We start from the raw sequence: 24,350 nt of genomic DNA, 5'->3' as shown, positions 1-24,350 counted from the left end.
TCCGACGCTTCCACCACTCTCCTCTATTTTGAGATTGTGTTATTTAAGACCAGCAACAAAGCGTTCTGTAATCTCTTTTGGTCTAGTAATAGCGCCACCAACAACAATACCTCGCACTCCATATCCTAGGATTTGTTTGGCTTGTTCTGGTGTATGAATTTTCCCTTCAGCGATAACATCTACACCCGCATCACAGAACTTCTTGATTAGTTCAAAATCTGGACCGTCTACCTTTGGACTGTAAGATGTGTAACCTGATAAGGTTGTTCCAACGAAGTCAATTCCTGCTTCTACGGCTGCTAACCCTTCTTCGAAGGTACTAGTATCAGCCATCAAGAGCTGGTTAGGATATTTTTCCTTAACCTGACGGATAAACTCCTGAATCTCCAAACCATCGTAGCGTTCGCGTTTAGTACAGTCTAGAGCAATCACTTCAATATCTAGTTCTGCTAATTCATCAACTTCTTTCATAGTAGCAGTGATGAAGGGTTCTTGAGGTGGATAATCTCGTTTGATAATCCCTATAATCGGAAGTTTTGTAACCTCTTTAATTTCCTTGATATCACGAACACTATTGGCTCGAATACCGACTGCTCCACCTTGCTCAGCCGCTTTGACCAGCAAGGGGATGACTCCTCCCGCTTCTGTATAAAGCGGTTCGTGAGGAAGGGCCTGACAAGAAACAATGATTCCATCTTTGATTTGTGCAATCAAGGCTTCTTTAGTAATCTGTGGCATCCTTTTTCCTCCTTTTCCTTTTTTCTTATGAGACAATTATATACTATTTTTAAAGCGCTTTCAATACTTTGTCATAGAATAGATTTCAGTTTCAAAAGTATTTTATAGAACAGCTGTTTCTGAAAGTAGTTTCAGATAACATAAATATCCGTACCTATTACTCAAAATTACGAATCTTATTATAAACTTCTATACCAATAAAACCAGTCTAGAATTCCCATCTTTTTACAGGACTCCAGACTGGTTTATTTTAGATTAACATAAAAGTTCAAAGAACAACTGAAGACAAATTAACTGTCTTTTCGTTTATAAGAAATCATTGCTCCAAGGAACACTCCTACAAAACCAAATAAGATTGTTAGTGATGAGGCAGACTCACCTGTATTTGGTAACATAGACTGTTCGTTATTACTTACTTTATTCTCTAATCGATTAGATTCAGAGTTTTCATTTGTTGATAACAATTTAGGCGACAGTGAAACTTCCTCAGCCTTGTTATCTTCTGTAGGATTTTTAAATAGTGGATTGTCAATGGAGTGTCGGAAAGTCATCGCATAAATACTAGAATTATTAGTCTCAAAAATAATCTTTCCATCTTTTTGTTCGAATTCAATAGTGTGTAGTTTTCCTTCTGGATCTACAGCATAAACATTCTCAACGGACTGATCTGTAGCAAAAGTAACAAGGACTTTTCCTTCAGGTTTAACATATCTGCCATTTACATCCTTCAATTTGATATCAAATGCTTTGTAGTTTAATGAACTTAAATCACTAACTTGAATTTCTTGAATTTGAATACCTATCACATTTTTCAATACTTCTTCTGAAGCTTGAATTTGAATACTTCCTGTTTCATTTTTTAAAATACGTTGTGAACTAGCAATTCCTGTGATAACGTGCTTAGTTTCTGCTTCATCCTTACTGTCTTTATTATTTACTTGTTTATCAGTAGATTTCACTACTGAGCTTCCTTCTCCTGCTGTAGATAATACTTCTGTATAATTTTCTACATCATACACAACACTAGTTACTGCATTCACTCCGCCTGTGAAGTCTGGAAGGTGATGAATCTCAGCATCCGCACCATTCACGCCACCTGTAAACTCTGGCTTAGCGACTGTAGGAGCTGGAGAATTACCTAATGTGGATAGGAAGCCTCTGTACTCTGGAACTTCTGCAACAAGTGAGTCGCCTCCATTCACGCCACCTGTAAACTCTGGCTTAGCGACTGTCGGAGCTGGAGAATCTCCTAATGTGGATATAATACCACTATACTCTGGAACTTCTGTAACAAGTGAGTCGCCTCCATTCACGCCACCTGTAAACTCTGGCTTAACGACTGTAGGAGCTGGAGAATCACCTAATGTGGATATAATACCGCTATACTCTGGAACTTCTGTAACAAGTGAGTCGCCCCCATTCACGCCACCTTTAAACTCTGGCTTAGCGACTGTAGGAGCTGGAGAATCACCTAATGTGGATATAATACCACTATACTCTGGAACTTCTGTAACAAGTGAGTCGCCTCCATTCACTCCGCCTTTAAACTCTGGCTTAGCGACTGTAGGAGCTGGAGAATCACCTAATGTGGATATAATACCGCTATACTCTGGAACTTCTGTAACAAGTGAGTCGCCCCCATTCACGCCACCTTTAAACTCTGGCTTAGCGACTGTCGGAGCTGGAGAATCACCTAATGTGGATATAATACCACTATACTCTGGAACTTCTGTAACAAGTGAGTCGCCTCCGTTAACTCCTCCTGTAAAGTCATGCTGTTCAACTGTTGGGGCCGATTCTTCTCCTGAGGTTGATAATACACCCATATACTCTGGGATTTCCAGTATAGGAGATTCAGTGAAAGGAACTCCACCTTTAAACTCTGGCTTAGCGACTGTCGGAGCTGCAAAGTCACCAGATGTACCTAAAATACCAGAATCTTCTTTTCCACTATCTTTTTTTGGATCTAATTTCCCAGCTAAATCCTTATCCGAATCCTTCTTAGAAGGTTCCACTTCTTTATCTTCCACATAGACAGGATCTTTTGGTTGACCCTCAATATAAGAACGAACCCAATCCAGCTGCTCTTTTGATAAAACCAAACCACCACTACGGCTTCCTACAACACCATTTTGGTGAACTCCAATTAAAGCACCTTTATCATTATAAAGACCACCACCAGACGCTCCAGGTTTCGTACCTCCATAGCTAATTCCCTCTATTCCAGAACCGAAGTCTGTAGTTCCTACTACTTTGCTATCTAAAACTGGACTTAGCTTGTTATCTGGAAAACCATAGACCGAAACTGAATCCCCCTCTGCAACTTTCGAAGATTGTTTTACAACCTCTACAGGAGTTACTCCTTTTACTGCTTCTTTTAACCGAACCAAAGCTAAGTCATTTTTAAATCCAAATACTGAATCTTTCTTATTCCAATAAACAATATCATCATCTGAAAAATTCACAGACAACCCATTCGGTAAAGTTGCTTTATACACTGTATTGGTACGACCAGATTTAGTAATTACTTCAGAACCTTTAACTGTTAAGAAATTATGAGCGACTGTTAACACCAAATTGGGTGCAATTAAAGTACCTGACCCCGACCCATCTGGCGTTTGAATGTGCGTTGTAGCATAGAAATTTTCTGAGCCATTCGGAGCTTGTAACACCTCTTTACTAGGTACAGGTAAGTTCGATTTACCACTCAAATCGACTTTACCAACTTCAGTTCTTGCAAAATCCGAAGAAGACGTTGATGGAGGAGTTACCGAATCTACTACCGCTCTTATAATTGTATCTCCTAAAGCTAACTTACTGACATAGTCATCAGACCAAGTAGTATCACTTGCTAGTTTGTTAATTGGCACTCCGTTATAGGATACCACTTTAGCTGTTGGGGAAGTTGCTATTAACTGTTTGAAGTCTGGATTTTGTCTTAAATGAAAATTCAAGCCACTTCCAACAGAACCTTCCTGAACAACCTTATCTGAAATCAAACGAGTTCCTTTAGTATCTTCCACTCGAAGTAGAACACGACCTTTTTCTTCACCTTTTACTAAAGTAGCTCGACCTTTTTCATCAAAACTATACAAAGCACCATCAATCTCAGACTCTACATCTTTTAAAGCTATATGATTTTCATCATAGTAGTAACGGTTTGCACCATCTATATACCAACCCTTTATACCATATTTATCAATCATAGAACGAATCCAAGTTCTGTGCTTGTCCGTAAAAATCGTACCACCCCCAATACGCTCACTCTCAGGAGCGTTTGAAGTATTTGTTCCGTGCTGGTGGATACCGACTACCTCTCCCTTATCATTAAACAAAGGAGCACCCGAAAAACCTCCTAAAGCTGAGGAGTGATAAGTGACTGCACCACTCTCTTTATTGACACTGCTCACAGTTGTTGAGACTGAATAAGCCTTACCGTCTTTCAAGCGAGCTTTATTTTCTTTACTTAAATTTGGAGTAGAAAAATCATTGGGATATCCGACCATAGTGATTTTATCACCAGTAGAAACCTCTTTATCACTCAACTCTCTTGGGGAGTCTTCTCCCCCTGTCATAGCTTCTACAGGCTTTTTAGTTACCACTACTGCTAAGTCGTTGCTATAGTCTTTACCAAAGTCTTTGCCGTTATACAAGTGAATAGAGTCTTTTTCAAGAGCTTCTGATACCCCTGAAGTAGGTACTTTATTACTCTTCTCTGTTTCTGAGTTCATCACGACATAACTACGAGCAGACTCCCCACCACGCAATACTGCAGACTTATCCTCTTGGTTTTTATCATAGTAGTTATGCGCCACTGTTACCATCACATTCGGCGCTACAAAGACACCGCTACCTGATGCAGTTTGTTTTCCACTTGTTCCGCTATCATAAGTGGTATAAGTCATAGCAACACCTTCCGCAGACTTGCTATGAACGTCCACATCGTGAATATCGCTACCGCCTTGAATGACATCAGCAGAAACAACCCCACCACCAATAACTGGTAACTCTGGTGCAGCTAAGCCAATCACCGCTGATAGTGTCAAACAACCAACCAAACCATAAGCTTTGGATTTACGAAATTTCCCTAAACCCTTTAAACATACAAACATACATTACCTCACTTTAACTTTCAAAGTTAATTTATCCAAGTAAATTCTAAAAAATAAAATATTACAGTTTTCATTAGCATAACACTCTCTACTTTGATTCTTACAATAAAAATAGACATGGACTATTTTGCTACTTTACAAATGCTATTTAAGTACTGTATCTACAGGAATATCGTTTTTACAAGATATTATCCTAATGAGAAAACCATCTTATACATAAACTTATATATAAATGTTCATTTGTAGCCAAACTGTATATTTTCTTATAAATTATAACACATTTTACAGACGCTTTCCAATGTCTTGAAAGAACTTATACCAAACTAGATAGCAAAATGAATTGTTTTACACCAAGGTCAAGAAAAAAATTCATACTAAATAAAAATCAAAAAGCAAACTAGGAAGCTAGACGAAGGCTGCTCAAGACACTGTTTTGAGCTTGCAGATAAAGCTGACGTGGTTTGAAGAGATTTTCGAAGAGTATGAATTTCAAAGTATATGTGAACTAGAATATTTGCTGACTAGACTCTGTACAAAAAGAGAGCTACTAGGCTCTCTCATTCATCACTTCACATATTTAAAAGGAATCTCACTACCACATAGCCAGTTGTAGACTTGGTCATTGACAAAGACATTCATGGCTTCGTGGGCATACTCAGGCATAATGCGATAGGCCTTATCGCAGGTGAGACGGTTGTATATCGCAAACTGGGTAATAGGATAGCAAACATCGTCGTCCAAGCCCGTAATCATCTTGACCTTACCCTTGATACGATGAGCAAGATTTTTCACATCGATATAGGCAAGGGTAGCCATGATTTCCTCCTCAGTTTCATGGAAGGGATCATGGAACTTGAAATAACGGAACAGTTCGTCGTAAGCCTCGCTAGTATTACCAATCTCAAGCACTCGTCTAAAGTCTGACAAGAAGGGATAGATGGCAACTGTTTTCTGAATTCGAGGATTAAGCGCTGCTGCAACCAAGGCTAGAGCGCCACCTTGTGAGGCACCATAGCTAGAAAGACGCTTCTCATCTACCTGTGGCAGACTGGCAATAATCTCAATCAACTGGTAAATATCCAGATAAACATCCTTATAAAAGAGATGCTCCCGACCTTCCACAGCACCACGGATGATATGCCCCTTAACGGTATTTCCAAGAAGAGAACGCAAACCGTCTTGCGAGTAACCTGACTGGCCCCGCACATCCATGGAGACAACACCGTAACCAGACACGGTATAGGCCAGCATGTCAGCCCAGTCCCAGCCACGTCCCATATAACCATGGAAATGGAAGATTATCGGAACCTTCTCCTCACTCTTTGGAAGAACGACGCGCGCATAGACCTTACCTTCATTGGTTCCTTCAAATGTTAACTCATAGCACTTGACTTGAGGAATGCAGAAATCTCTTTCCTCCAACTGGTAGGCTGGAAGAGTTGAAACTTTTTTCACTTCCCCATCCCAGAAAGCATCAAAGTCTTCTGGAACCTCATCTCGCCCTCTATAAGTCTTGATTTCTTTTAACAAAGCTAGATTTTTCATAACATGCTCCTTTTTGTAATCGCTACCATAACTGTAGCATATCTAGAAAAGCAATTCAAGAAAGAAGGGTAATACTCTTCGAAAATCTCTTCAACCCACGTCAACGTCGCCTTGGATTATATATGTAACTGACTTGGTCAGTCTTATCTACAACCTCAAAGTAGTGCTTTGAGCAACCTACGGCTAATTTCCTAATTTACTCTTTGATTTTCATTAAGTATAAATAGAAAGTGAATTTAGCTTCTCCTCCTTCAAACCTATCATCTGAAGGTAATCTTAAACTTCTAGTACCAGTTTTACATATGATCCTTCACAGCTACAGCAACCATTTTAGCTCTTGCACGCACTTTACCCGCCACTGACATTTCCATAGAAATAATTGCCTTCCTTTCCCCTAATTCCTCCAGAGTAGAAATGACGACAATTTCATCGTTAATTGGGGTTGGGCTAAGATAATCAACTTCTAAATGAGCTGTGATGAAGCGACCGATAACTGTTTCGTCCGTCAATTCCAACCCTTTTTGATGGTGAGCAAACCATGCAGCGGACGCTGTTCCATGACAATCAAAAATAGTCGCTATCATTCCTCCAAAGACATTTGATGGAACTCCGCCAGTATACTGCTGGTCTACCTTAATACGGCTAATACAGCTTGTACCCTCTACACTTGGATAAGTTTTCAAATGCAATCCCAAATCATTCTTTGGGCCGCAACCCCAACAGTGCTGGAAGCGTTCTCCATACTTATCCTGGATAGCAATCGTTCTTGTTTCTAACATTCTTTTCACTCCTCCTTATTCAGATGGGGTCATTATATCAAGCTTCCGTCAAAGAGTAAATAGACTGGAAGACTAATATCTTTTTATCACTTGACTAAGTTTGATTTATAGCCGATTATTTTATAAAAATAAAAAGAGCATTTCTGCCCTTCTTCTCTGTTCAATCTTATTTTGTTGCTTCTTTCTTTTGGAAAGTGGTTTGGTAATTTACTTTAATCGTTACTGTCATGTGAGAGTCCTCGTTTCTTTTTGATGACTCTAGTATAAGGGGCAAACCTGAAAGCTAGCTTAAGTTTTCCTTAGAGAAAGCTTATACTCAATGAAAATCAAAGAGCAAACTAGGAAACTAGCCGCAGGCTGTACTTGAGTACGGCAAGGCGACGTTGACGTGGTTTAAATTTGATTTTCGAAGAGTATTAATCTAAATGTTCTTTCTTTTCCATATGAAGGGCAATCATGCGCCATTCCGGATCCTCTTGCCAACCTTCTATCGAACTAATGTAACTAGCAACCTTTCTGGCTTCTTCTAAAATCGGAAAATCTTCGATAATATCAGCCACTTGAAACTCTGGGAGACCTGACTGTCTGGTTCCAAAAATCTCACCCGAACCACGCATTTTCAAATCTTCCTCCGCAAGGACAAATCCATTAGTGGTTTCTGTCATGATGCGCATGCGGTCTTTCCCAGAATCCGTCTTAGGATTGGCAACGAGAACAGCATAGGACTGCTTGTCTCCCCGACCGACACGACCTCTGAGCTGGTGCAGCTGGCTGAGACCGAAGCGATCGGCATCCATGATAATCATGACGGTCGCATTGGGAACATTGACCCCAACCTCAATAACCGTTGTCGAAACCAGAATATCTGTTTTTCTCTCTTTAAAATTCTGCATAATCTGGTCTTTTTCGTCACTCTTCATCTTACCATGTAAAAGAGCCACCTCTGCCTTACCTGCAAAATGAGCCGTCAACTCTTCTGATAAGGCAATGGCATTTTTCAAATCCAGAGCTTCTGATTCTTCAATCAAGGGAGAGATGACATAGGCTTGAGAACCTTTTTGGATTTCCCCCTCTAACCAAGTCAAGACCTGAGGCAATTGCTCATGTTTGATCCAGCGAGTCACAATAGGCTTTCGTCCTGCTGGCATCTGGTCGATAATGGAAACATCCATATCTCCAAAGGCTGTGATAGCCAAGGTTCGTGGTATGGGAGTTGCTGTCATCATGAGTACATCTGGATTATCCCCTTTTTCCCGTAAAATACGCCTTTGCCCCACACCAAAACGGTGCTGCTCATCGATGATAATCAATCCCAGACGAGCATAATCCACTCCATCCTGAATCAGAGCGTGGGTTCCGATAATCAAATCAGCCTCACCCTTGGCAATAGTCTCCAAGACTTCTCTCTTTTCTGCAACCTTCAAGGAACCTGTCAAGAGAGCAAGTTTTAGGTCTGGGAAGAGACTCTTCAAACTCTCAAAGTGTTGCTCAGCAAGTATTTCTGTTGGCACCATGAGGGCTGCCTGATAGCCAGCTGTCACCGCCGCAAACATGACCAAGCCAGCGACGACTGTTTTTCCACTCCCCACATCTCCTTGCAAGAGACGATTCATGTGATGGTCGAACTTCATGTCTGTCAAAATTTCCTGCAAACTCTTTTCCTGAGCTGTGGTCAGGGCAAAAGGAAGGCTTTCCTTGACTGCTGTCACTTTTTCCTGAGACCAATCCAGAACCAGACCACTTCCCTGAACTCTGTTTTCAGACTTGAGCGTCTGCAATTGCATTTGGAAGTAAAAGAGTTCCTCAAACTTGATACGGCGAAGGGCCTGCTTGTATTCTGCCAAATCCTTGGGGAAATGCATAGCACGAACGGCCTGACAACGGGACATGAGTTTGTATTTATCCAGCAAGGACTGAGGAAGATTTTCTTCTATTAAGAGGTCCAGTCCCTGATCAAAGGCCGTTTTAATGACCTTAACCAAACTGGTCTGACTGATTCCCTGAGCCAAGCGATAAACAGGTTGGAGGTCATCTTCCACCTGAGCCAGGACCTTCATCCCTGTCAGACTAGCCTTGGCGCGGTCCCATTTTCCAAAGACAGCAAGGGGTGCTCCCAACTCTATCTTATCAGCCAGATAGGGCTGATTAAAGAAATTTACCGCAAAAACAACTTCTCCCTGCTTGAGGCTAAATCGCAGACGATTGCGCTTGAAACCATAATACTGGACACTGGCAGGAGTCACTACCTGGCCAGATAGGACTGCCTTTTCACCGTCTTCTAGTTCCAATACTTGCTTGGTCTTGAAATCTTCATAACGGAAAGGAAAGTAGAGCAAGAGCTCTTGCAAATTTTCAATTCCTAGTTTGGCGTATTTTTCTGCTGACTTTGGTCCCACACCAGGTAAGACATGCAAGGGTTGATGTAGATTCATGCTCCACTCCTTTCTTTTCTAATAATATTCTCTCGGAATGCGGTCGCTGAGAAGGCAAACCACTTCATAGTTAATAGTTCCACGGTAGGTCGCTACCTGAGTAGCTGTGATCTCCTTGTCCCCGTTGGAACCAATCAAAGTTACTTTGGTCCCTAAGGGATAAAGCTTAGGCAACCGAATGGTGATTTGGTCCATAGATACTCGTCCAACGATTGGGCAAGCTTGGCCATCTACCAAGACAGAGAAATTTTGCATGTCTCGTGTCCAGCCGTCCGCATAGCCGATTGGCACGGTCGCGATGACTTGCTCGCTATCCGCTTGATAAGTTGCTCCGTAGCCCATACAAGCTCCAGCTGGAACTGTCTTGACATGAACCAGGGCAGATTCCAAGGTCAAGGCTGGTTTCAAGTCATAGGGTAAGTCCAAGACCTCTCCACTAGGATTCAGGCCATACATGGCATCTCCCATACGGACCGCATTGAAAATAGTCTCTGCATGCCAAAGAGTCGTTGCAGAATTACTAGCATGAACCAGCTCTGGAAGACCTTTCATACTTTCCAAAATAGTTTTAAACCGTTCTAATTGCTCATTAAAATAGGTATCTGATGCTTCATCTGCAGTAGCAAAGTGGGTAAAAATCCCTTCAACACGAGCACCGTGTTGTCTGAGTAAGTCTTGAGCCTGATTAGCCTCACTAGCCTCTCTAAAGCCAATCCTTCCCATTCCTGAATCAATCTTGAGGTGGACTGTCAAACCAGCTAAATCAGCTTCCTTAACTAAGAGTGCTTGAATCCACTCCAGCCCAGCCACTGTCAAGGTGATGTCATATTCTTTAGCAAGAGCAACAGCTTCGATTTCAGAAACTCCTAAAATAAGGATTTTCTTGCTGAGTCCAGCTTGTCTGAGTTCAATGGCTTCATCAATATTGGAAACGCAAAAGCCATCAACATCATCTTGAATCGCCTTGGCAACGGCAACAGCTCCATGTCCATAAGCATTGGCCTTGACCACAGCCCACTTGAGCGTTCCTTGAGGGATATGAGCCCCCATTTGCTGAATATTGTGTCGAATAGCTCCCAGATGAATCAGAGCCTTGGTTGGTCTATGCGGACTAGCTTTCATGATTTTCCTCCAAAATGACACTGGCTGTCACAAGTTGATCTGTATGGCTGATAGACAGCCAAATTTTTCCTGAAAATGGTGCCTGACTAAAATAAGGTGCCCCGCGTTCATTGTTCAAAACTTCTAAATCCTGAAAACTGAGCTTTCCAATACCAGTTCCCATAGCCTTGGAAAAAGCCTCCTTAGCCGACCAGCGACCAGCTAAATATTCTATTTGCCTGCGCCCTTTGAGACTGGCAAATCGCTCCATTTCCTTAGTGGTCAGCACGCGCTTAGCAAATCCTTCATGCCGTGTAACTGCTCTTTCTATCGAAGCTAATTCTTCGATGTCAATTCCGTGTCCAACTATCATTCTCATCAAAAGGAGTTGAGATTCCCCAACTCCATCCTTTTCACTTATTTTGTCAAGGTAGCATAGATTTCTTCTACCAAGGCCTCTGTATTTTCCCAACCTAGACAAGGATCGGTAATGGAGCAACCAAAGACCTCTGGTTGGTTTTGACGACCATCTGCTAGGTAAGATTCAATCATAAAGCCTCGAACTATCTTTTTAATCTTCTCATTCCAATCACGATTTTGCAAGGTCTGGCGAACAATTCGAATCTGCTCCATATATTGCTTGCCTGAATTATCATGGTTGGTGTCAATGAGGATAAAAGGATTTTCAAGTCCCATGGCTTCATAGCGTTCAATGGCATTTAGCAAAGTTTCATAGTAAAAGTTAGGCTCATTTTTCCCATATTCATTAACTGCGCCACGAAGGATGACATGGGCCAAGGGATTTCCTGAAGTCTCAACTTCTTGCCCATGGAAAAGGAAGGTCTGTTTATTTTGAGCGGCATAGATGCCATTAAACATGACACTCAAATTTCCAGAGGTTGGATTTTTCATTCCGACTGGTGCATCAATCCCTGAGGCCACAAAACGGTGCTCTTGGTCTTCCACAGAACGAGCCCCAACAGCATGGTAGCTGACCAAATCATCCACCAAGACCAGATTTGACGGATAAAGCATCTCATCTGCCGTTGTCAAACCAGTCTCTGTAATTACGCGGTAGTGCAACTGGCGCACAGCCTGCAAACCGTTGATCAGGCTTGGAGCCTTAGAGGTATCTGGTTGGTGAACCAAACCTTTATAGCCGTCTCCGTTGGTGCGAGGTTTAGCAGTATAAACACGCATAACCATGAAAATCTTGTCCGCCACCTTCTTCTGCAAAGCGGATAAACGGCGGGCATATTCCAAGACAGCTTCTTCATTATCAGAAGAGCAAGGGCCAATCACCAAAAGGATACGGTCATCTTCCCCTGAAATAATGTCTGCCAATTCTCTATCACGACGCTCCTTTAGTCTCAAGGCTTCCGCAGACAATTGAGTTTCTGCCTTGATTGCTTCAATATCGATTTCTTGACCTTTTTCAATAAATGCCATCTTATTCTCCTAGCGTTTGGTAGATTTCTCTGACGAGGGCTTCCGTATTTTCCCAGCCAAGGCAAGGGTCTGTGATCGACTTGCCAAATACTTCTGGTTCGTTTTGACGGCCGTCTTCTAGATAAGACTCAATCATAAAGCCACGAACGTACTGCTTGATTTTTTCATTCCAATCACGGTTAATCAAGGTCTGGCGGACAATTCGAATCTGATCCATGTATTGCTTACCAGAGTTGTCATGATTGGTATCCACAATGATAAAGGGATTTTCCAAGCCCATTTTCTCATACTGGGCAATGGTATCCATCAAATTATCATAGTAGTAGTTGGGAATATTCTTACCATACTCATTGATTGCTCCACGAAGAATGGCGTGCGAAAGCGGATTCCCAGTTGTTTCCACTTCTTTTCCTAGGAAAAGGAAACTTTGTTTGTTTTGAGCAGCATAAATCCCATTAAACATAACATTGAGATTTCCAGAGGTTGGATTTTTAAAACCAGTCGCAAAATCTGCTCCACTTGCCACAAAGCGGTGTTGCTGGTCTTCAACTGAACGAGCACCAACTGCCATATAAGAAATCAAATCATCCACAAGTGGAAGATTTTCAGGATAAAGCATTTCATCAGCTGTTGTCATGCCTGTTTCTGTAATGACACGATAGTGAAGATGGCGAACAGCTTTGATGCCGTTGATGAGGCTAGGCGCTTCTGTCGCGTTAGGCTGGTGAATCAAGCCCTTATAGCCATCTCCGTTAGTACGGGGTTTGGCAGTATAAACACGCATAACCATAAAGATACGGTCTGCGACTTCTTCTTGCAAAGCTGCCAAACGCTTAGCGTACTCAAGGACAGATTCTTCATTGTCAGATGAGCATGGCCCGATTACCAAGAGAATTCGCTGGTCTTCTCCACGTATAATGGATTCTAGCTCTTGATCGCGCTGTGATTTTCTCTCCAAAGCTTGGCCTTCTAATTTTGATAAGGCACGAACTTCTTCAATATTAATTTTAGGACTTCTTGCTGTAAATACCATAACTCATCTCCTTATAAAGCAAACGGATACCAAGTAAAAATTTACTTTTCACAAGGTATCCGCCTCTAAACTATCTCATTTTATTGTCTTTTACCGTGACAGTTTTTAAACTTCTTACCAGAACCACATGGGCAAAGTTCATTCCGTCCAATCTGGCTCAAATCCAAATCTTCTGGCATATTTGCTTGGTGGGCAGCGATATTGCGAGTCGCTGTTGTACTGATATGGTGTTCTGCTTGTGGTCTTTCTTGTTCATGAATTTGTGCTTTCATCATCAAGCGTGTCACATCAAACTCAATCGAACCAATCATGTCATTAAACATACGGAAACCTTCTGCCTGATACTCAACAACTGGGTTGTTCTGAGCATAACCACGAAGTCCAACCGCGTTACGCAATTGATCAAGGGCATCGATATGATCTGTCCACTTGTTATCTACAACTCGTAGAATCAAGACTTTTTGGAATTCTTTGACTGCTTCTTCATCGCGTAGTTTTGAAACTTGACTATCGTAAACCTTCAAGGCACGTTGGAAGAGTTCTTCCTTAATAGCCTTATCAGACAAGCCTGACAAGTCTTCAACAGAAATAGAATCTTCAGGAAGCAAGTTATACTTAGCAAAGTTCAAAATTGCCTCTAGTTTTTCATCTTGTTTTGAACGCGCATGACCATCAACGACACGACCAATCGTGCGTTTGATCATAGAGTGAATTTCAGGTGCCAAGTCACGATCTGCAGTGATAACGTCGTAACGTTGAGCGTAGATAATCTCACGTTGTTCACGCATGACATCATCGTATTGAAGGACTTGTTTACGAGTATCGTAGTTATTTCCTTCGACACGTTTTTGCGCTGCTTCGACCTGACGTGTCAACATACGAGACTCAATGGCCTCTTCAGACATATTCAAGCGTTCAAAGATTCCCTTCAAGCGTTCAGAACCAAAACGTTTCATCAAATCATCTTCAAGAGATAGGTAGAATTGTGACTCACCTGGGTCTCCTTGACGACCTGAACGTCCACGAAGCTGGTTATCGATACGACGGCTTTCATGACGTTCTGTACCAATAACACAAAGTCCTCCAAGTTCGCGAACACCTTCACCAAGCTTGATGTCGGTACCACGACCGGCCATGTTGGTTGCGATGGTAACGGCACCACGTTGACCAGCATTCATGATGATTTGGGCTTCTTTATAGTGGTTCTTAGCATTCAAGACTTCGTGAGGAACACCAGCTGCGACCAATTTCTTAGAAATGTAATCACTAGTTTCAACAGCTACTGTACCAACCAAGACAGGCTGACCTTTTTGGTAACGAGCCTTAACGTCTTCGACAACTGCTTTAAACTTAGCTTCAATGCTTGCAAAAAGTAGGTCTGGATGGTCAATACGTTGAACAGGACGGTTTGTTGGGATTGGAATAACACGAATGTTGTAAATTTCACGGAATTCTTCTTCCTCAGTCTTACCTGTACCCGTCATACCAGACAATTTCTTGTACATACGGAAAAGGTTTTGGTAAGTGATTGAGGCAGAAGTCTTGGTTTCATCCTGGATTGGCACACCTTCTTTTGCTTCAATGGCTTGGTGCAATCCATCAGAATAACGACGACCTTCCATGGTACGACCTGTAAATTGGTCGACAATCAAGATTTCTTGCTCTTCGCTGACCACATAGTCAATATCGAGAAGCATGATGTAGTTGGCCCGAAGGGCATTATCGATAAAGTGAGTCAAAGCCACGTTTTCGATATCATAGAGGTTTTCAAGCTTGAAGTAGCTTTCAGCCTTGTCAATCCCTGAATCAGACAAACCGATAGTCTTAGACTGCACATCGATGATGTAGTCGTCTTTGTCCAAAGATTTTACGTAGTGGTCTGCCATGTGATAGAGCTGACTGGTTTCAACTGCATTAGCACCTGATACAATCAATGGTGTACGGGCTTCGTCAATCAAGATAGAGTCAACCTCATCGACCAAGGCATAGTTAAGCGGACGTTGTACCATGTTTTCAGCACGGACGACCATGTTGTCACGAAGGTAGTCAAATCCGATTTCTGAGTTGGTTGAGTAGGTAATATCACACTCATAGGCTTCTTTTTTCTCCATTGGAGATTTAGCAGCCAAGTTAATTCCTACTGATAAACCAAGCCATGAGTACAATTCACCCATCTCAGTCGCGTCACGTTCTGATAGATATTCATTGACCGTAACTACGTGAACCCCTTTGCCTGAAAGGGCATTGAGGTATACCGGCATAGTCGCAGTCAAGGTTTTCCCTTCCCCTGTACGCATCTCTGGCACGTCACCATGGTGAAGAACGATTCCCCCCATAACCTGAACCTTATATGGGAAGAGACCTAGGACACGTTTGGCACCCTCACGGACAACCGCAAACGCTTCATAAAGCAATGAATCCAGTGATTCTCCATTTTGATAACGTTCTTTAAATTCAACTGTTTTTGCTTTTAGTTGGTCATCTGTCAAAGCAGCCATTTGGTCTTCGTATTTGAAAACCTTATCGGCCATCTTTTCCAGACGACGGATTTCTCCTTTATCATTTTCGATAATTGTTTTTAAAATATTAGCCATGTTTTTCCTTACTTTAAATTCCGAATATTTTAGAATGTTCTTTTAATTTTAGCACAATTACTGATTATTTTCAAGGAAGAATCCCCATTTTGAAAAGGAAAAAGAGGCTAGTTTCCAAGCTAACCTCTCTGACTTTTATGATACTTTAATTGCCAAAAATCGGCAAAAGAGCAAATAGGATAAATAGGTTAATCCAAAGAGAAAGACAGCAGATAAGTCCAAAAACAAAGAGACTAACTTTCTTGGATAGCAAGGCCATCAAAATGGACAGAATTCCAAAAACTAGTAAAACTTTCTGCATTATTAAGAGATTGATAGATATTCCCAGAACTGGTTTATCCCAAGGAACAAAGAAGAAAGCCAGCCAGATCAACAGAACTAAACCAATATAGACCTTAGAATAGCGTGTAATAAATGATTTTAGATGTTCCATAAGCTACCTCCTATCAATAAAAGCCATATAAATCAATGTCTCCCTGCTTTAGACTTCCCTAGTTCCCGTCTCAAGCGAAACATTTTTTTGAAATAGGAATAAGTTAACCAATTCATACTAATAGCTAGCAGAATAAAAAGAAACCAAATGCCCCAAAACTTGATATCTGTCACATTTCTCAAGACAATATTGAAAAACAGAACTGAAACAACTGTCCAAGCAAGGCTAAAAAGAGAATAGAGGGGGATGTAAACCCAGTAAAAATAGTAAAAAATTGGGAAAAATTTACTATTTCTGTTGGCCTTTTCAATCCAGTTATCAAAATAAAAGTAAGGTGCTAAAAGTAAGAATTTAAACAAATGTTCCATCATCGACACCTCTCTTTGATAGCGTTTTCTTCACTTTCATTCTATCAAAAAAATCTGGAAATGTCATTCCAGATTCTGCTTTGTTATTTACGTTTTCTTGCGATGAGATGGATTGGTGTTCCTTCAAAGACAAAGGCCTTGCGGATTTGATTTTCCAAGAAACGCAAGTAAGAGAAGTGCATGAGTTCTTCTTCATTCACAAAGATAACAAAGGTTGGTGGTTTGGTTGCCACTTGAGTCGCATAGAAAATCTTGAGGCGTTTTCCTTTGTCTGTCGGCGTTGGATTGATGGCAATAGCATCCATAATCACATCGTTCAAGACAGCTGATGGAATACGTGTGTTTTGACTTTCACTGATTTGCTTGATCATCTCAGGCAGTTTGTGGAGACGTTGCTTGGTCAAGGCTGATACAAAGATAATAGGTGCGTAAGGCAAGTATTGGAACTGCTCACGGATATCTTCTTCCCAGTTTTTCATGGTGTGATTGTCTTTTTCAAGCGTATCCCACTTGTTGACCACGATAATCATCCCTTTACCAGCTTCATGGGCAAATCCTGCGATACGCTTGTCGTATTCACGGATGCCTTCTTCTGCATTGATAACCATCAAGACCACATCTGAGCGGTCAATCGCACGCATAGCACGCATGACAGAGTATTTCTCAGTATTTTCATAGACCTTACCAGATTTACGCATACCAGCCGTATCAATCATGGTAAATTCTTGACCATCTGTATCTGTAAAGTGGGTATCAATGGCGTCACGCGTTGTTCCAGCAACTGGACTGGCAATGACACGGTCTTCTCCCAAGATAGCATTAATCAAGCTTGATTTTCCGACGTTAGGACGACCGATCAGGCTAAACTTAATGACATCTGGATTTTCTTCTTCGTATTCATTTGGAAGGTTTTCTACAATAGCATCTAGCACATCCCCTGTACCGATACCATGGACAGATGAAATTGGCAGTGGTTCACCCAAACCGAGAGCATAGAAATCATAGATATCATTTCGCATCTCAGGGTTGTCCACCTTGTTAACTGCAAGGATAACTGGTTTGTGGGTCTTATAAAGCTTACGGGCTACGTATTCGTCCGCATCGGTAATCCCTTCCTTACCAGACACGACAAAAACGATAACATCTGCTTCTTCCATAGCAATTTCTGCCTGGTGCTTGATTTGTTCCATGAAAGGAGCATCGACATCATCGATTCCTCCTGTATCAATCATGCTAAAAGAGCGATTAAGCCACTCACCCGTTGCATAGATACGGTCACGTGTCACTCCTTCGACATCTTCTACAATGGAGATTCGCTCACCAGCGATCCGATTAAATAGGGTTGATTTCCCAACATTGGGACGTCCTACAATGGCAATAGTTGGTAGGGCCATAATTTCTCACTTTCTACAATAACTTTTTCTGTTCAAGATTTTTTCTAGTTGAACTTGGTTCAGCTTGACCAAACTGTTCTGCTAGGCGCTGACTCCAGCTTGTAGTTGCACGCGCCCCAGCATAGTCAGCCTGTATACGGTCATAAGCTTCGATTATCTCAGTTGACTGTTCTCGGTATTCTTCCTCAAATACCACTTGATTCAATGGCAAACGAGGTTTGACTTCATGTTCTTCATTTGGAAGACCCAATGCCATCCCAAAAACAGGATAGGTGTAGTCAGGCAGGTTAAAAAGCTCTGCCACTTCTTCTGACTTGTAACGAACCAAGCCAATGATGACACCTCCATAGCCCAAACTTTCAGCTGCCAGCAGGGCATTTTGTCCAGCAAGAGCCGCATCGACCGAACTAATCAAGAGGCCTTCCACACCTTGGGGTTGGAATGTATCAGTATGAAGCTGGGCTCCCTTTTCCGCTCGGTTCAAATCTCCGACAAAGAGAAGGAAAACAGCTGACTGGCGAATGGCTTCTTGAGGCACCAATTCATACAAAGCATCTTTCTTTTCTTGACTTCGCACTACAATCACAGAGTAGGATTGAAAATTCTTCCAAGACGAGGCCATTTGGGCTGCTGTCAGGATTTCAGTCAAGTCTTCCTGAGGAAGGGCTTGCTCCTTAAATCTTCGAACAGACTTATGAGCTTTCATCAGTTTAATCGTTTCTGTCATCGACGGTTCACTCCTTCTAAACGAGTCTCCTCAGCCAAATAACGGATGCGTTCCATGACGCGTCTGGCTTCCCAGGTTTCGTCATTTCCATGCTTCCCTTTAGCGAAATGCAGCTCCAATTCTTCAAAGTTGAAGTTGGAAGTGAAAAAGGTCGGTAAATTTTCCTGCATCCGATATTGGAGAATGACTTGTAGGATTTCATCCCGCACCCAAGCTGTTGATTGCTCGGCACCAATATCATCTAAAATCAGGACTTCAGAAAGCTTAATCTCATCCACCAAGGTCTTGACATTGCCATCACTAATGGCATTTTTGGCATCAATGACAAAGCTAGGATAGTGGAGAAGGGTTGATGAAACACCACGTTTTTCTGATAAATCATGGGCTAAGGCAGCCACCATGAAACTTTTACCCACACCAAAGTCTCCATATAAGTAAAGACCTTTTCGAATAGCTGGATATTGCTCCACGAAGGCTAACAGCTTTTCAAAAACTGGCAAGCGCCCCAAATCATCCATGTCAACTTGAGCCAAACTAGCTTTCTTGAGACTGGCTGGCAGATTAATTAACTTGAGACGATTCTTAATAGCCGCTTCTTTTTCCGCTGCGATTAATTCCGGAGTTTCTTCATAAGAAACATCCGCATAGCCATGATTCATAACCAAAATAGGCTTGTAGCCTTTAGCAATATAATCCATATCCCCACGAAGAAACTTGTCGCGCTCAGTGATATATTGATTAAACTTGGAGATACTGCGATTCAATTCCTCTGGGCTGAGGGATTCTTGCTGGATAAAGGCCGCAACATCAGGGTCCTTCATGATTTTCTGGACCAAATCTTGATAATGAAAACGGCTGGGTTGACGCTTGAGTACGTCTCCGACACTTTCCATCTAATCTCCTCCTTTTTCTAACCGAGCTAATAGTTCTTGTTTCTTACGTTCTAGTTCCAGACGAGTTTCCTCGCTGGTTTCATTCTTATAATCTGGATTGCTCCACTTGGGTACATTGGACTTGGTAGGACTGGGTTTACTGCTTTTTTGAGCCTGACTCTTCTGTCCTCGCTCACGAATACGTAGAACTGCCTCTTCTGCCGAATGAATCTTTTGATAGGCATAGTCATTGGCTACCTTCATGGCATATTTCTCATTGATATTTGCAGAATCCACCTTATTAAAGGTCAATAAGAGAATGATATTAATGACTTCGTCCAGCAAGCCCAAGCCAGCCATCTGTTGCAAGAGGTCTCTTTCTGTCTGGGTAATGGTCCCCTTGCGTGTTTGCTTGATTTCTGCCAAGAACTGCAGGGTAGTTTTACTTTTGGCCTCTTTGATAATGGTTGCTTCCTTAGGACTAAAGTCAGAGGAAACAGGTTTTTGAGCGATTTTTTCCCGCATGCGTTTGGTTGAAATAACCTGGGAAACAGCTGTTGACTTGGCCAATTGATAAGTTTCAAACCAAGTCCATTTCTTCTCCTCGGCAATGGCAAAGAGGTTTAAGACATCGGACTGCTCATCCGCAAAACGAAGCCCATCTCGAGACATAAGCTGACGAAAATGGTCCAAGTCAAAATCGTTGGCCACTTTCTTCTTGAGACCAAGGTCTTCTTGACTTCCCAGTTCTGCCAAGTCTGGAAAGACTTGATTGAGTGAGACAGGTATTTCTTCTCCCTCAGCACTCTCAACTTTCAAATCCTCCACAGCTGCATCGCCAATCTTTTTCTCTAAAAGTCTGCGATAAACAGGATGTTCCAAGAAGTTCTGACTCGAAAGAGGAGCATGGAGAGCTAGCTGATAAACATCACCCTTTTGATAGAGGGTCAAGAGATTGAAAGCAGATAGGATTTTTAGGGATTTTATCAGTCTATCCATCCCAAAGTTGAGATGGTTAAGAATGCTTGAAAAAAGATATTCCTTTCTACCATTATCCCAAAAACTAATCGTATAAAGATAAAGGCTCAGTGCCTCCTGACCGATAATCGGGAGGTAGCACTGTACCAGAGATGAGGTATCTTGCGACACCCGATTATTCTTTAGATAAGAAAAACGGTCAATTGGCTTCATTTATCTTTCCTTTTTCTTTTTAGAGGACTGGGTAATTTGTTGGAGCAGGCTCTCTAACTCACTCACATCCTTAAAACTACGATAGACACTAGCAAAACGTACGTAGGTAATCTCATCCAATTCAGCCAACTCCTCCATGACGAGTGAACCAATGTCCTCACTTTGAATTTCATTTTCATTTCGACCACGGAGTTTCTGTTCGATACGATTGACTACCATGTTGATTTCATCACTTGACACAGGACGTTTCTGGGCTGAGCGGATAATCCCATTAAAGATTTTATCTCTAGAGAATTGTTCCCGTGTGCCATCTTTTTTAACAACCACTAAGGTTCTTTCTTCTACCCGTTCGTAGGTTGTAAAACGGTGTTGGCATTCGTCGCACTCACGTCTTCTACGAATAGTGTTCCCTTCTTCTGCTTGGCGACTATCAATAACACTTGACTTGGTAGCCCCACATTTTGGACAACGCATCCTTTCCCTCCTTATCGTTTTCTTTTCATTATACCATTTTTTAAACGATTCCCAAAACAATTCTTCTTTTTGCTTGACAAGTTTTTTGTTTTGTTGTATTATTTAATTAAGACAAAAGGATAAAAGAAAGGAGACCAAGATGTCCTGGACATTTGACAACAAAAAACCCATCTATTTACAGATTATGGAGAAAATCAAGCTTCAGATTGTTTCCCATACACTGGAACCCAATCAACAACTTCCAACAGTAAGAGAGCTGGCGAGCGAGGCTGGTGTCAATCCAAACACCATCCAAAGAGCCCTGTCAGACCTTGAACGAGAAGGATTTGTCTACAGCAAGCGCACAACTGGACGATTTGTGACTGAGGATAAGGAGCTGATCGCCCAATCACGCAAACAACTATCAGAAGAAGAATTGGAACACTTCGTTTCCTCCATGACCCATTTTGGTTATGAAAAAGAAGAACTACCAGGCGTAGTCGGCGATTATATTAAAGGAGTTTAAGCCTATGTCATTACTAGCATTTGAAAATGTATCCAAATCTTATGGAGCAACCCCAGCCCTTGAAAATGTTTCTCTTGACATCCCAGCTGGAAAAATTGTTGGTCTCCTTGGCCCAAACGGCTCAGGAAAAACAACCCTGATTAAACTAATCAATGGCCTCTTACAACCAGATCAAGGACGCGTCCTTATCAACGACATGGACCCAAGCCCAGCAACCAAGGCTATCGTAGCTTATTTGCCGGATACGACCTATCTCAATGAACAAATGAAGGTCAAAGAAGCCCTAACCTACTTCAAGACCTTCTATAAAGATTTCAATCTGGAACGTGCCCATCATCTGCTTGCAGACCTTGGCATTGATGAAAATAGTCGTCTCAAGAAATTATCAAAAGGAAACAAAGAAAAGGTTCAATTGATTTTGGTTATGAGCCGTGATGCTCGTCTCTACGTTCTAGACGAACCCATTGGTGGGGTGGATCCAGCAGCCCGTGATTATATCCTCAATACCATTATCAATAACTACTCACCAACTTCTACCGTTTTGATTTCTACCCACTTGATTTCTGATATCGAGCCAATCTTGGATGAAATTGTCTTCCTCAAAGATGGAAAAGTAGTTCGTCAAGGAAATGTAGATGACATTCGCTATGAGTCAGGTGAATCCATTGACCAACTCTTCCGTCAGGAATTTAAGGCCTAAGCAAAGGAGATTATTATGTTTTGGAATTTAGTTCGCTACGAATTTAAAAATGTTAACAAGTGGTATTTAGCCCTTTACGCTGCCGTGCTCATCCTTTCTGCCCTTATCGGGATACAAGCACAATCCTTAATCAAACTACCTGAAAAAAATCTATCTGTTCTACTTGTTTTTCTAGCTACTGTCTTTGGTGGTTTGATGATTACACTTGCGATTTCAACTATCTTCTTGATTATTAAACGATTCAAAGGAAGTGTCTATGACCGACAAGGCTATCTGACTTTAACCTTGCCAGTTTCTGAACACCATATCATCACAGCCAAACTAGTTGGTGCCTTTATCTGGTCTGTGATTAGCACTGCTGTACTAGCTCTAAGTGCTTTTATTGTTCTGACTCTAACAGCTCCCGATTGGTTTGCAACTTCTGACTTGATTCCATTTATAGAAACACACCTTCCTCAACTCTCTCTTATGGGGGTATCCTTCCTACTAAATACCATTTCTGGAATCCTCTGCATCTACTTGGCTATTTCCATTGGACAGCTTTTCAATGAATACCGTACTGCACTGTCAATTGTAGCCTACATTGGTATCCAAATCGTCGTTGGCTTTATTGAACTCTTCTATCGTTCTAACCCTGGTTTCTACTTCCCATCAACCTCTGGAGGAGCTGATCAATTCCAGATGGGCATTATCATGACTATTCTGGAAGAAGTTATTCTTATAGCCATCTACTATCTAGGAACTTATCACATCTTGAGAAACAAGGTTAATTTGCAATAAAAAATGCCCAGCTAAAAAGCTGGGTTTTGATTTAACTCAATATCAAACTGGCTACAATAGGGCTGACAAATACGTAGAGAATACCAGTGACACCGATAGCCAAGCCACCCATAGCTCCTGCTACAGAGCCGTATCGAAAGGCTGTTCCTGTTCCGACTGCATGCCCTGTTCCTCCGAGGGAAAGACCGACCGCTACTTGATCATCAATTTTCAACCACTTCAAAAGTGTTGGGCCGATCACACTGGTTAAAATCCCAGTCGCCACTACGACAACCAAGGTCACGGTGGTCAAGCCTTGCAATTTTTCTGTGATTCCCACTGCCATTGCGGTTGTCACTGACTTGGGAAAGAGAGAAATGGCTAGGAAAAAGTCCATGCCAAAGATTTTGGCCACAAGGGCTGTGAAAGAGGTATTGACCACTACCGCTAGCAGACTACCAAAGAGAATACTGCGAGCATGGTGCTTCATCAGGTGAAAACTCTTATAAAGCGGAATCCCTAAAGCCACTGTCGATGGGACAATCAAGTTATTCAGATAAACCCCACCTTGGTAGTAATCTTGGTAAGAAATACCCGTCGCCTTTAGAAAAATAATAATGAAAACAGCTGACAAAAGCAAGGGCGTTGTCAATGGATGGGGAAAACGTCTGTAAATCAGCATTCCCACTAGATAGGCTAGGATAGACAGGGCCAGCCCAAACAGGGGATTGGAAACAAATTCACTCATTTGGCATCTCCTTTCTCATAATCTCCCTCAAACCGTCGTTTGATAAACTGAACCACCAAGGCAATAAGAATAATATTGATAACAGCTGCAAAAAAGACAATCAAAACGATGGGCAAAAGGTAGGGAGCAATCACATCAAACTTTTCCATGATTCCCACTGCTGGCGGCAAAAAGAGAATGGTCATATTGGCCAGCAAGAAATTTCCCACCATGTTGACATGTCTGGTTCTCAGCCACTTGAACTGTAGGGCTAGAAAGAGAATAATCAGACCGATAATACTGCCTGGGATGGGCAAATGAAAGAAACTGGAAATCCCCTCTCCGATTAGAGAAATCACAAAGAGAATCATTAATTGAACATATAATTTCATTCTAAACTCCACGAAATAGACTTCT

General features: G+C 41.8%; 22 protein-coding genes. 3 read left to right on the top strand and 19 right to left on the bottom strand.

Translation table 11 applies throughout. From position 1 onward, the window contains the following. Positions 1-39: 39 nt before the first annotated feature. The 17 genes from AXK38_02790 to AXK38_02710 form a co-directional block, all read right to left on the bottom strand. Positions 40-738 carry an N-acetylmannosamine-6-phosphate 2-epimerase gene (locus tag AXK38_02790; protein ID AMH88243.1) on the bottom strand — a complete coding sequence of 233 codons (699 nt, stop codon included), beginning with the start codon at positions 736-738 and terminating at the stop codon, positions 40-42. Positions 739-1,028: 290 nt separating this feature from the next. Beyond that, the gene (locus tag AXK38_02785; GenBank protein ID AMH88242.1) at positions 1,029-4,850 is read right to left on the bottom strand and encodes a neuraminidase; all 3,822 of its coding nucleotides are present in this window, start codon (positions 4,848-4,850) and stop codon (positions 1,029-1,031) included. Between the two features lie 564 nt (positions 4,851-5,414). Beyond that, positions 5,415-6,395, bottom strand: coding sequence for an acetylxylan esterase (locus AXK38_02780; GenBank protein AMH88241.1), 981 nt, complete (start codon positions 6,393-6,395; stop codon positions 5,415-5,417). Positions 6,396-6,691: 296 nt separating this feature from the next. Continuing rightward, positions 6,692-7,174 (bottom strand): thioesterase, encoded by a 483-nt coding sequence (locus AXK38_02775; protein ID AMH88240.1) that lies wholly within the window; start codon positions 7,172-7,174, stop codon positions 6,692-6,694. A gap of 416 nt (positions 7,175-7,590) precedes the next feature. Then, positions 7,591-9,606 carry an ATP-dependent DNA helicase RecG gene (locus AXK38_02770; GenBank protein ID AMH88239.1) on the bottom strand — a complete coding sequence of 672 codons (2,016 nt, stop codon included), beginning with the start codon at positions 9,604-9,606 and terminating at the stop codon, positions 7,591-7,593. 18 nt (positions 9,607-9,624) lie between these two features. Continuing rightward, on the bottom strand, positions 9,625-10,728 hold the full coding sequence (locus AXK38_02765) for an alanine racemase (protein ID AMH88238.1): 1,104 nt from the start codon (positions 10,726-10,728) through the stop codon (positions 9,625-9,627). Further along, complete coding sequence (locus AXK38_02760) at positions 10,718-11,080, bottom strand: 4'-phosphopantetheinyl transferase (protein AMH88237.1); 363 nt, start codon at positions 11,078-11,080, stop codon at positions 10,718-10,720. Before AXK38_02760 ends, AXK38_02765 begins: the two co-directional genes overlap by 11 nt. A 44-nt stretch (positions 11,081-11,124) precedes the next feature. Then, positions 11,125-12,156, bottom strand: coding sequence for a phospho-2-dehydro-3-deoxyheptonate aldolase (locus AXK38_02755; GenBank protein AMH88236.1), 1,032 nt, complete (start codon positions 12,154-12,156; stop codon positions 11,125-11,127). Position 12,157: 1 nt separating this feature from the next. Beyond that, a complete protein-coding gene (locus AXK38_02750) occupies positions 12,158-13,189 on the bottom strand; it encodes a phospho-2-dehydro-3-deoxyheptonate aldolase (GenBank protein AMH88235.1) in 1,032 nt (343 codons plus the stop codon). Between the two features lie 80 nt (positions 13,190-13,269). After that, entirely contained in the window at positions 13,270-15,783 is a 2,514-nt protein-coding gene (locus tag AXK38_02745) for a preprotein translocase subunit SecA (GenBank protein AMH88234.1), read from the bottom strand. 145 nt (positions 15,784-15,928) lie between these two features. Beyond that, positions 15,929-16,216 carry a hypothetical protein gene (locus tag AXK38_02740; protein ID AMH88233.1) on the bottom strand — a complete coding sequence of 96 codons (288 nt, stop codon included), beginning with the start codon at positions 16,214-16,216 and terminating at the stop codon, positions 15,929-15,931. A gap of 32 nt (positions 16,217-16,248) precedes the next feature. Continuing rightward, a complete protein-coding gene (locus AXK38_02735) occupies positions 16,249-16,584 on the bottom strand; it encodes a preprotein translocase subunit SecA (GenBank protein AMH89609.1) in 336 nt (111 codons plus the stop codon). An 83-nt stretch (positions 16,585-16,667) separates the two neighbouring features. Further along, complete coding sequence (gene engA, locus AXK38_02730) at positions 16,668-17,978, bottom strand: ribosome biogenesis GTPase Der (protein ID AMH88232.1); 1,311 nt, start codon at positions 17,976-17,978, stop codon at positions 16,668-16,670. 13 nt (positions 17,979-17,991) lie between these two features. Then, on the bottom strand, positions 17,992-18,705 hold the full coding sequence (locus tag AXK38_02725; GenBank protein AMH88231.1) for an NADPH-dependent oxidoreductase: 714 nt from the start codon (positions 18,703-18,705) through the stop codon (positions 17,992-17,994). Beyond that, entirely contained in the window at positions 18,702-19,598 is an 897-nt protein-coding gene (locus AXK38_02720; GenBank protein AMH88230.1) for a primosomal protein DnaI, read from the bottom strand. The genes AXK38_02725 and AXK38_02720 overlap by 4 nt, the downstream gene beginning before the upstream one ends. Then, complete coding sequence (locus tag AXK38_02715; protein ID AMH88229.1) at positions 19,599-20,768, bottom strand: DNA helicase; 1,170 nt, start codon at positions 20,766-20,768, stop codon at positions 19,599-19,601. Then, positions 20,769-21,242 (bottom strand): NrdR family transcriptional regulator, encoded by a 474-nt coding sequence (locus tag AXK38_02710; GenBank protein AMH88228.1) that lies wholly within the window; start codon positions 21,240-21,242, stop codon positions 20,769-20,771. A 139-nt stretch (positions 21,243-21,381) separates the two neighbouring features. Here AXK38_02710 and AXK38_02705 point away from each other — a divergent pair, with 139 nt between their 5' ends. The 3 genes from AXK38_02705 to AXK38_02695 are packed head-to-tail and all read left to right on the top strand — an operon-like array spanning position 21,382 to position 23,227. Then, the gene (locus tag AXK38_02705; GenBank protein ID AMH88227.1) at positions 21,382-21,747 is read left to right on the top strand and encodes a GntR family transcriptional regulator; all 366 of its coding nucleotides are present in this window, start codon (positions 21,382-21,384) and stop codon (positions 21,745-21,747) included. 4 nt (positions 21,748-21,751) lie between these two features. Then, entirely contained in the window at positions 21,752-22,447 is a 696-nt protein-coding gene (locus AXK38_02700; GenBank protein AMH88226.1) for a multidrug ABC transporter ATP-binding protein, read from the top strand. Between the two features lie 15 nt (positions 22,448-22,462). Next, positions 22,463-23,227, top strand: coding sequence for a hypothetical protein (locus AXK38_02695; GenBank protein ID AMH88225.1), 765 nt, complete (start codon positions 22,463-22,465; stop codon positions 23,225-23,227). A 31-nt stretch (positions 23,228-23,258) separates the two neighbouring features. Here AXK38_02695 and AXK38_02690 read toward each other — a convergent pair whose 3' ends face one another. Together AXK38_02690 and AXK38_02685 are read right to left on the bottom strand one after the other, a co-directional pair. Beyond that, positions 23,259-23,954, bottom strand: a complete 696-nt coding sequence (locus tag AXK38_02690) for a hypothetical protein (GenBank protein ID AMH88224.1) — start codon at positions 23,952-23,954, stop codon at positions 23,259-23,261. After that, positions 23,951-24,325 carry a murein hydrolase regulator LrgA gene (locus AXK38_02685; GenBank protein ID AMH89608.1) on the bottom strand — a complete coding sequence of 125 codons (375 nt, stop codon included), beginning with the start codon at positions 24,323-24,325 and terminating at the stop codon, positions 23,951-23,953. The genes AXK38_02690 and AXK38_02685 overlap by 4 nt, the downstream gene beginning before the upstream one ends. Positions 24,326-24,350: the final 25 nt, after the last annotated feature.

This window comes from Streptococcus mitis, assembly GCA_001560895.1.
GTDB lineage: Bacteria > Bacillota > Bacilli > Lactobacillales > Streptococcaceae > Streptococcus > Streptococcus mitis_Q.
The sequence above is the reverse complement of the archived record's forward strand: the minus strand, read 5'-3'. Positions and strand labels throughout refer to the sequence as shown.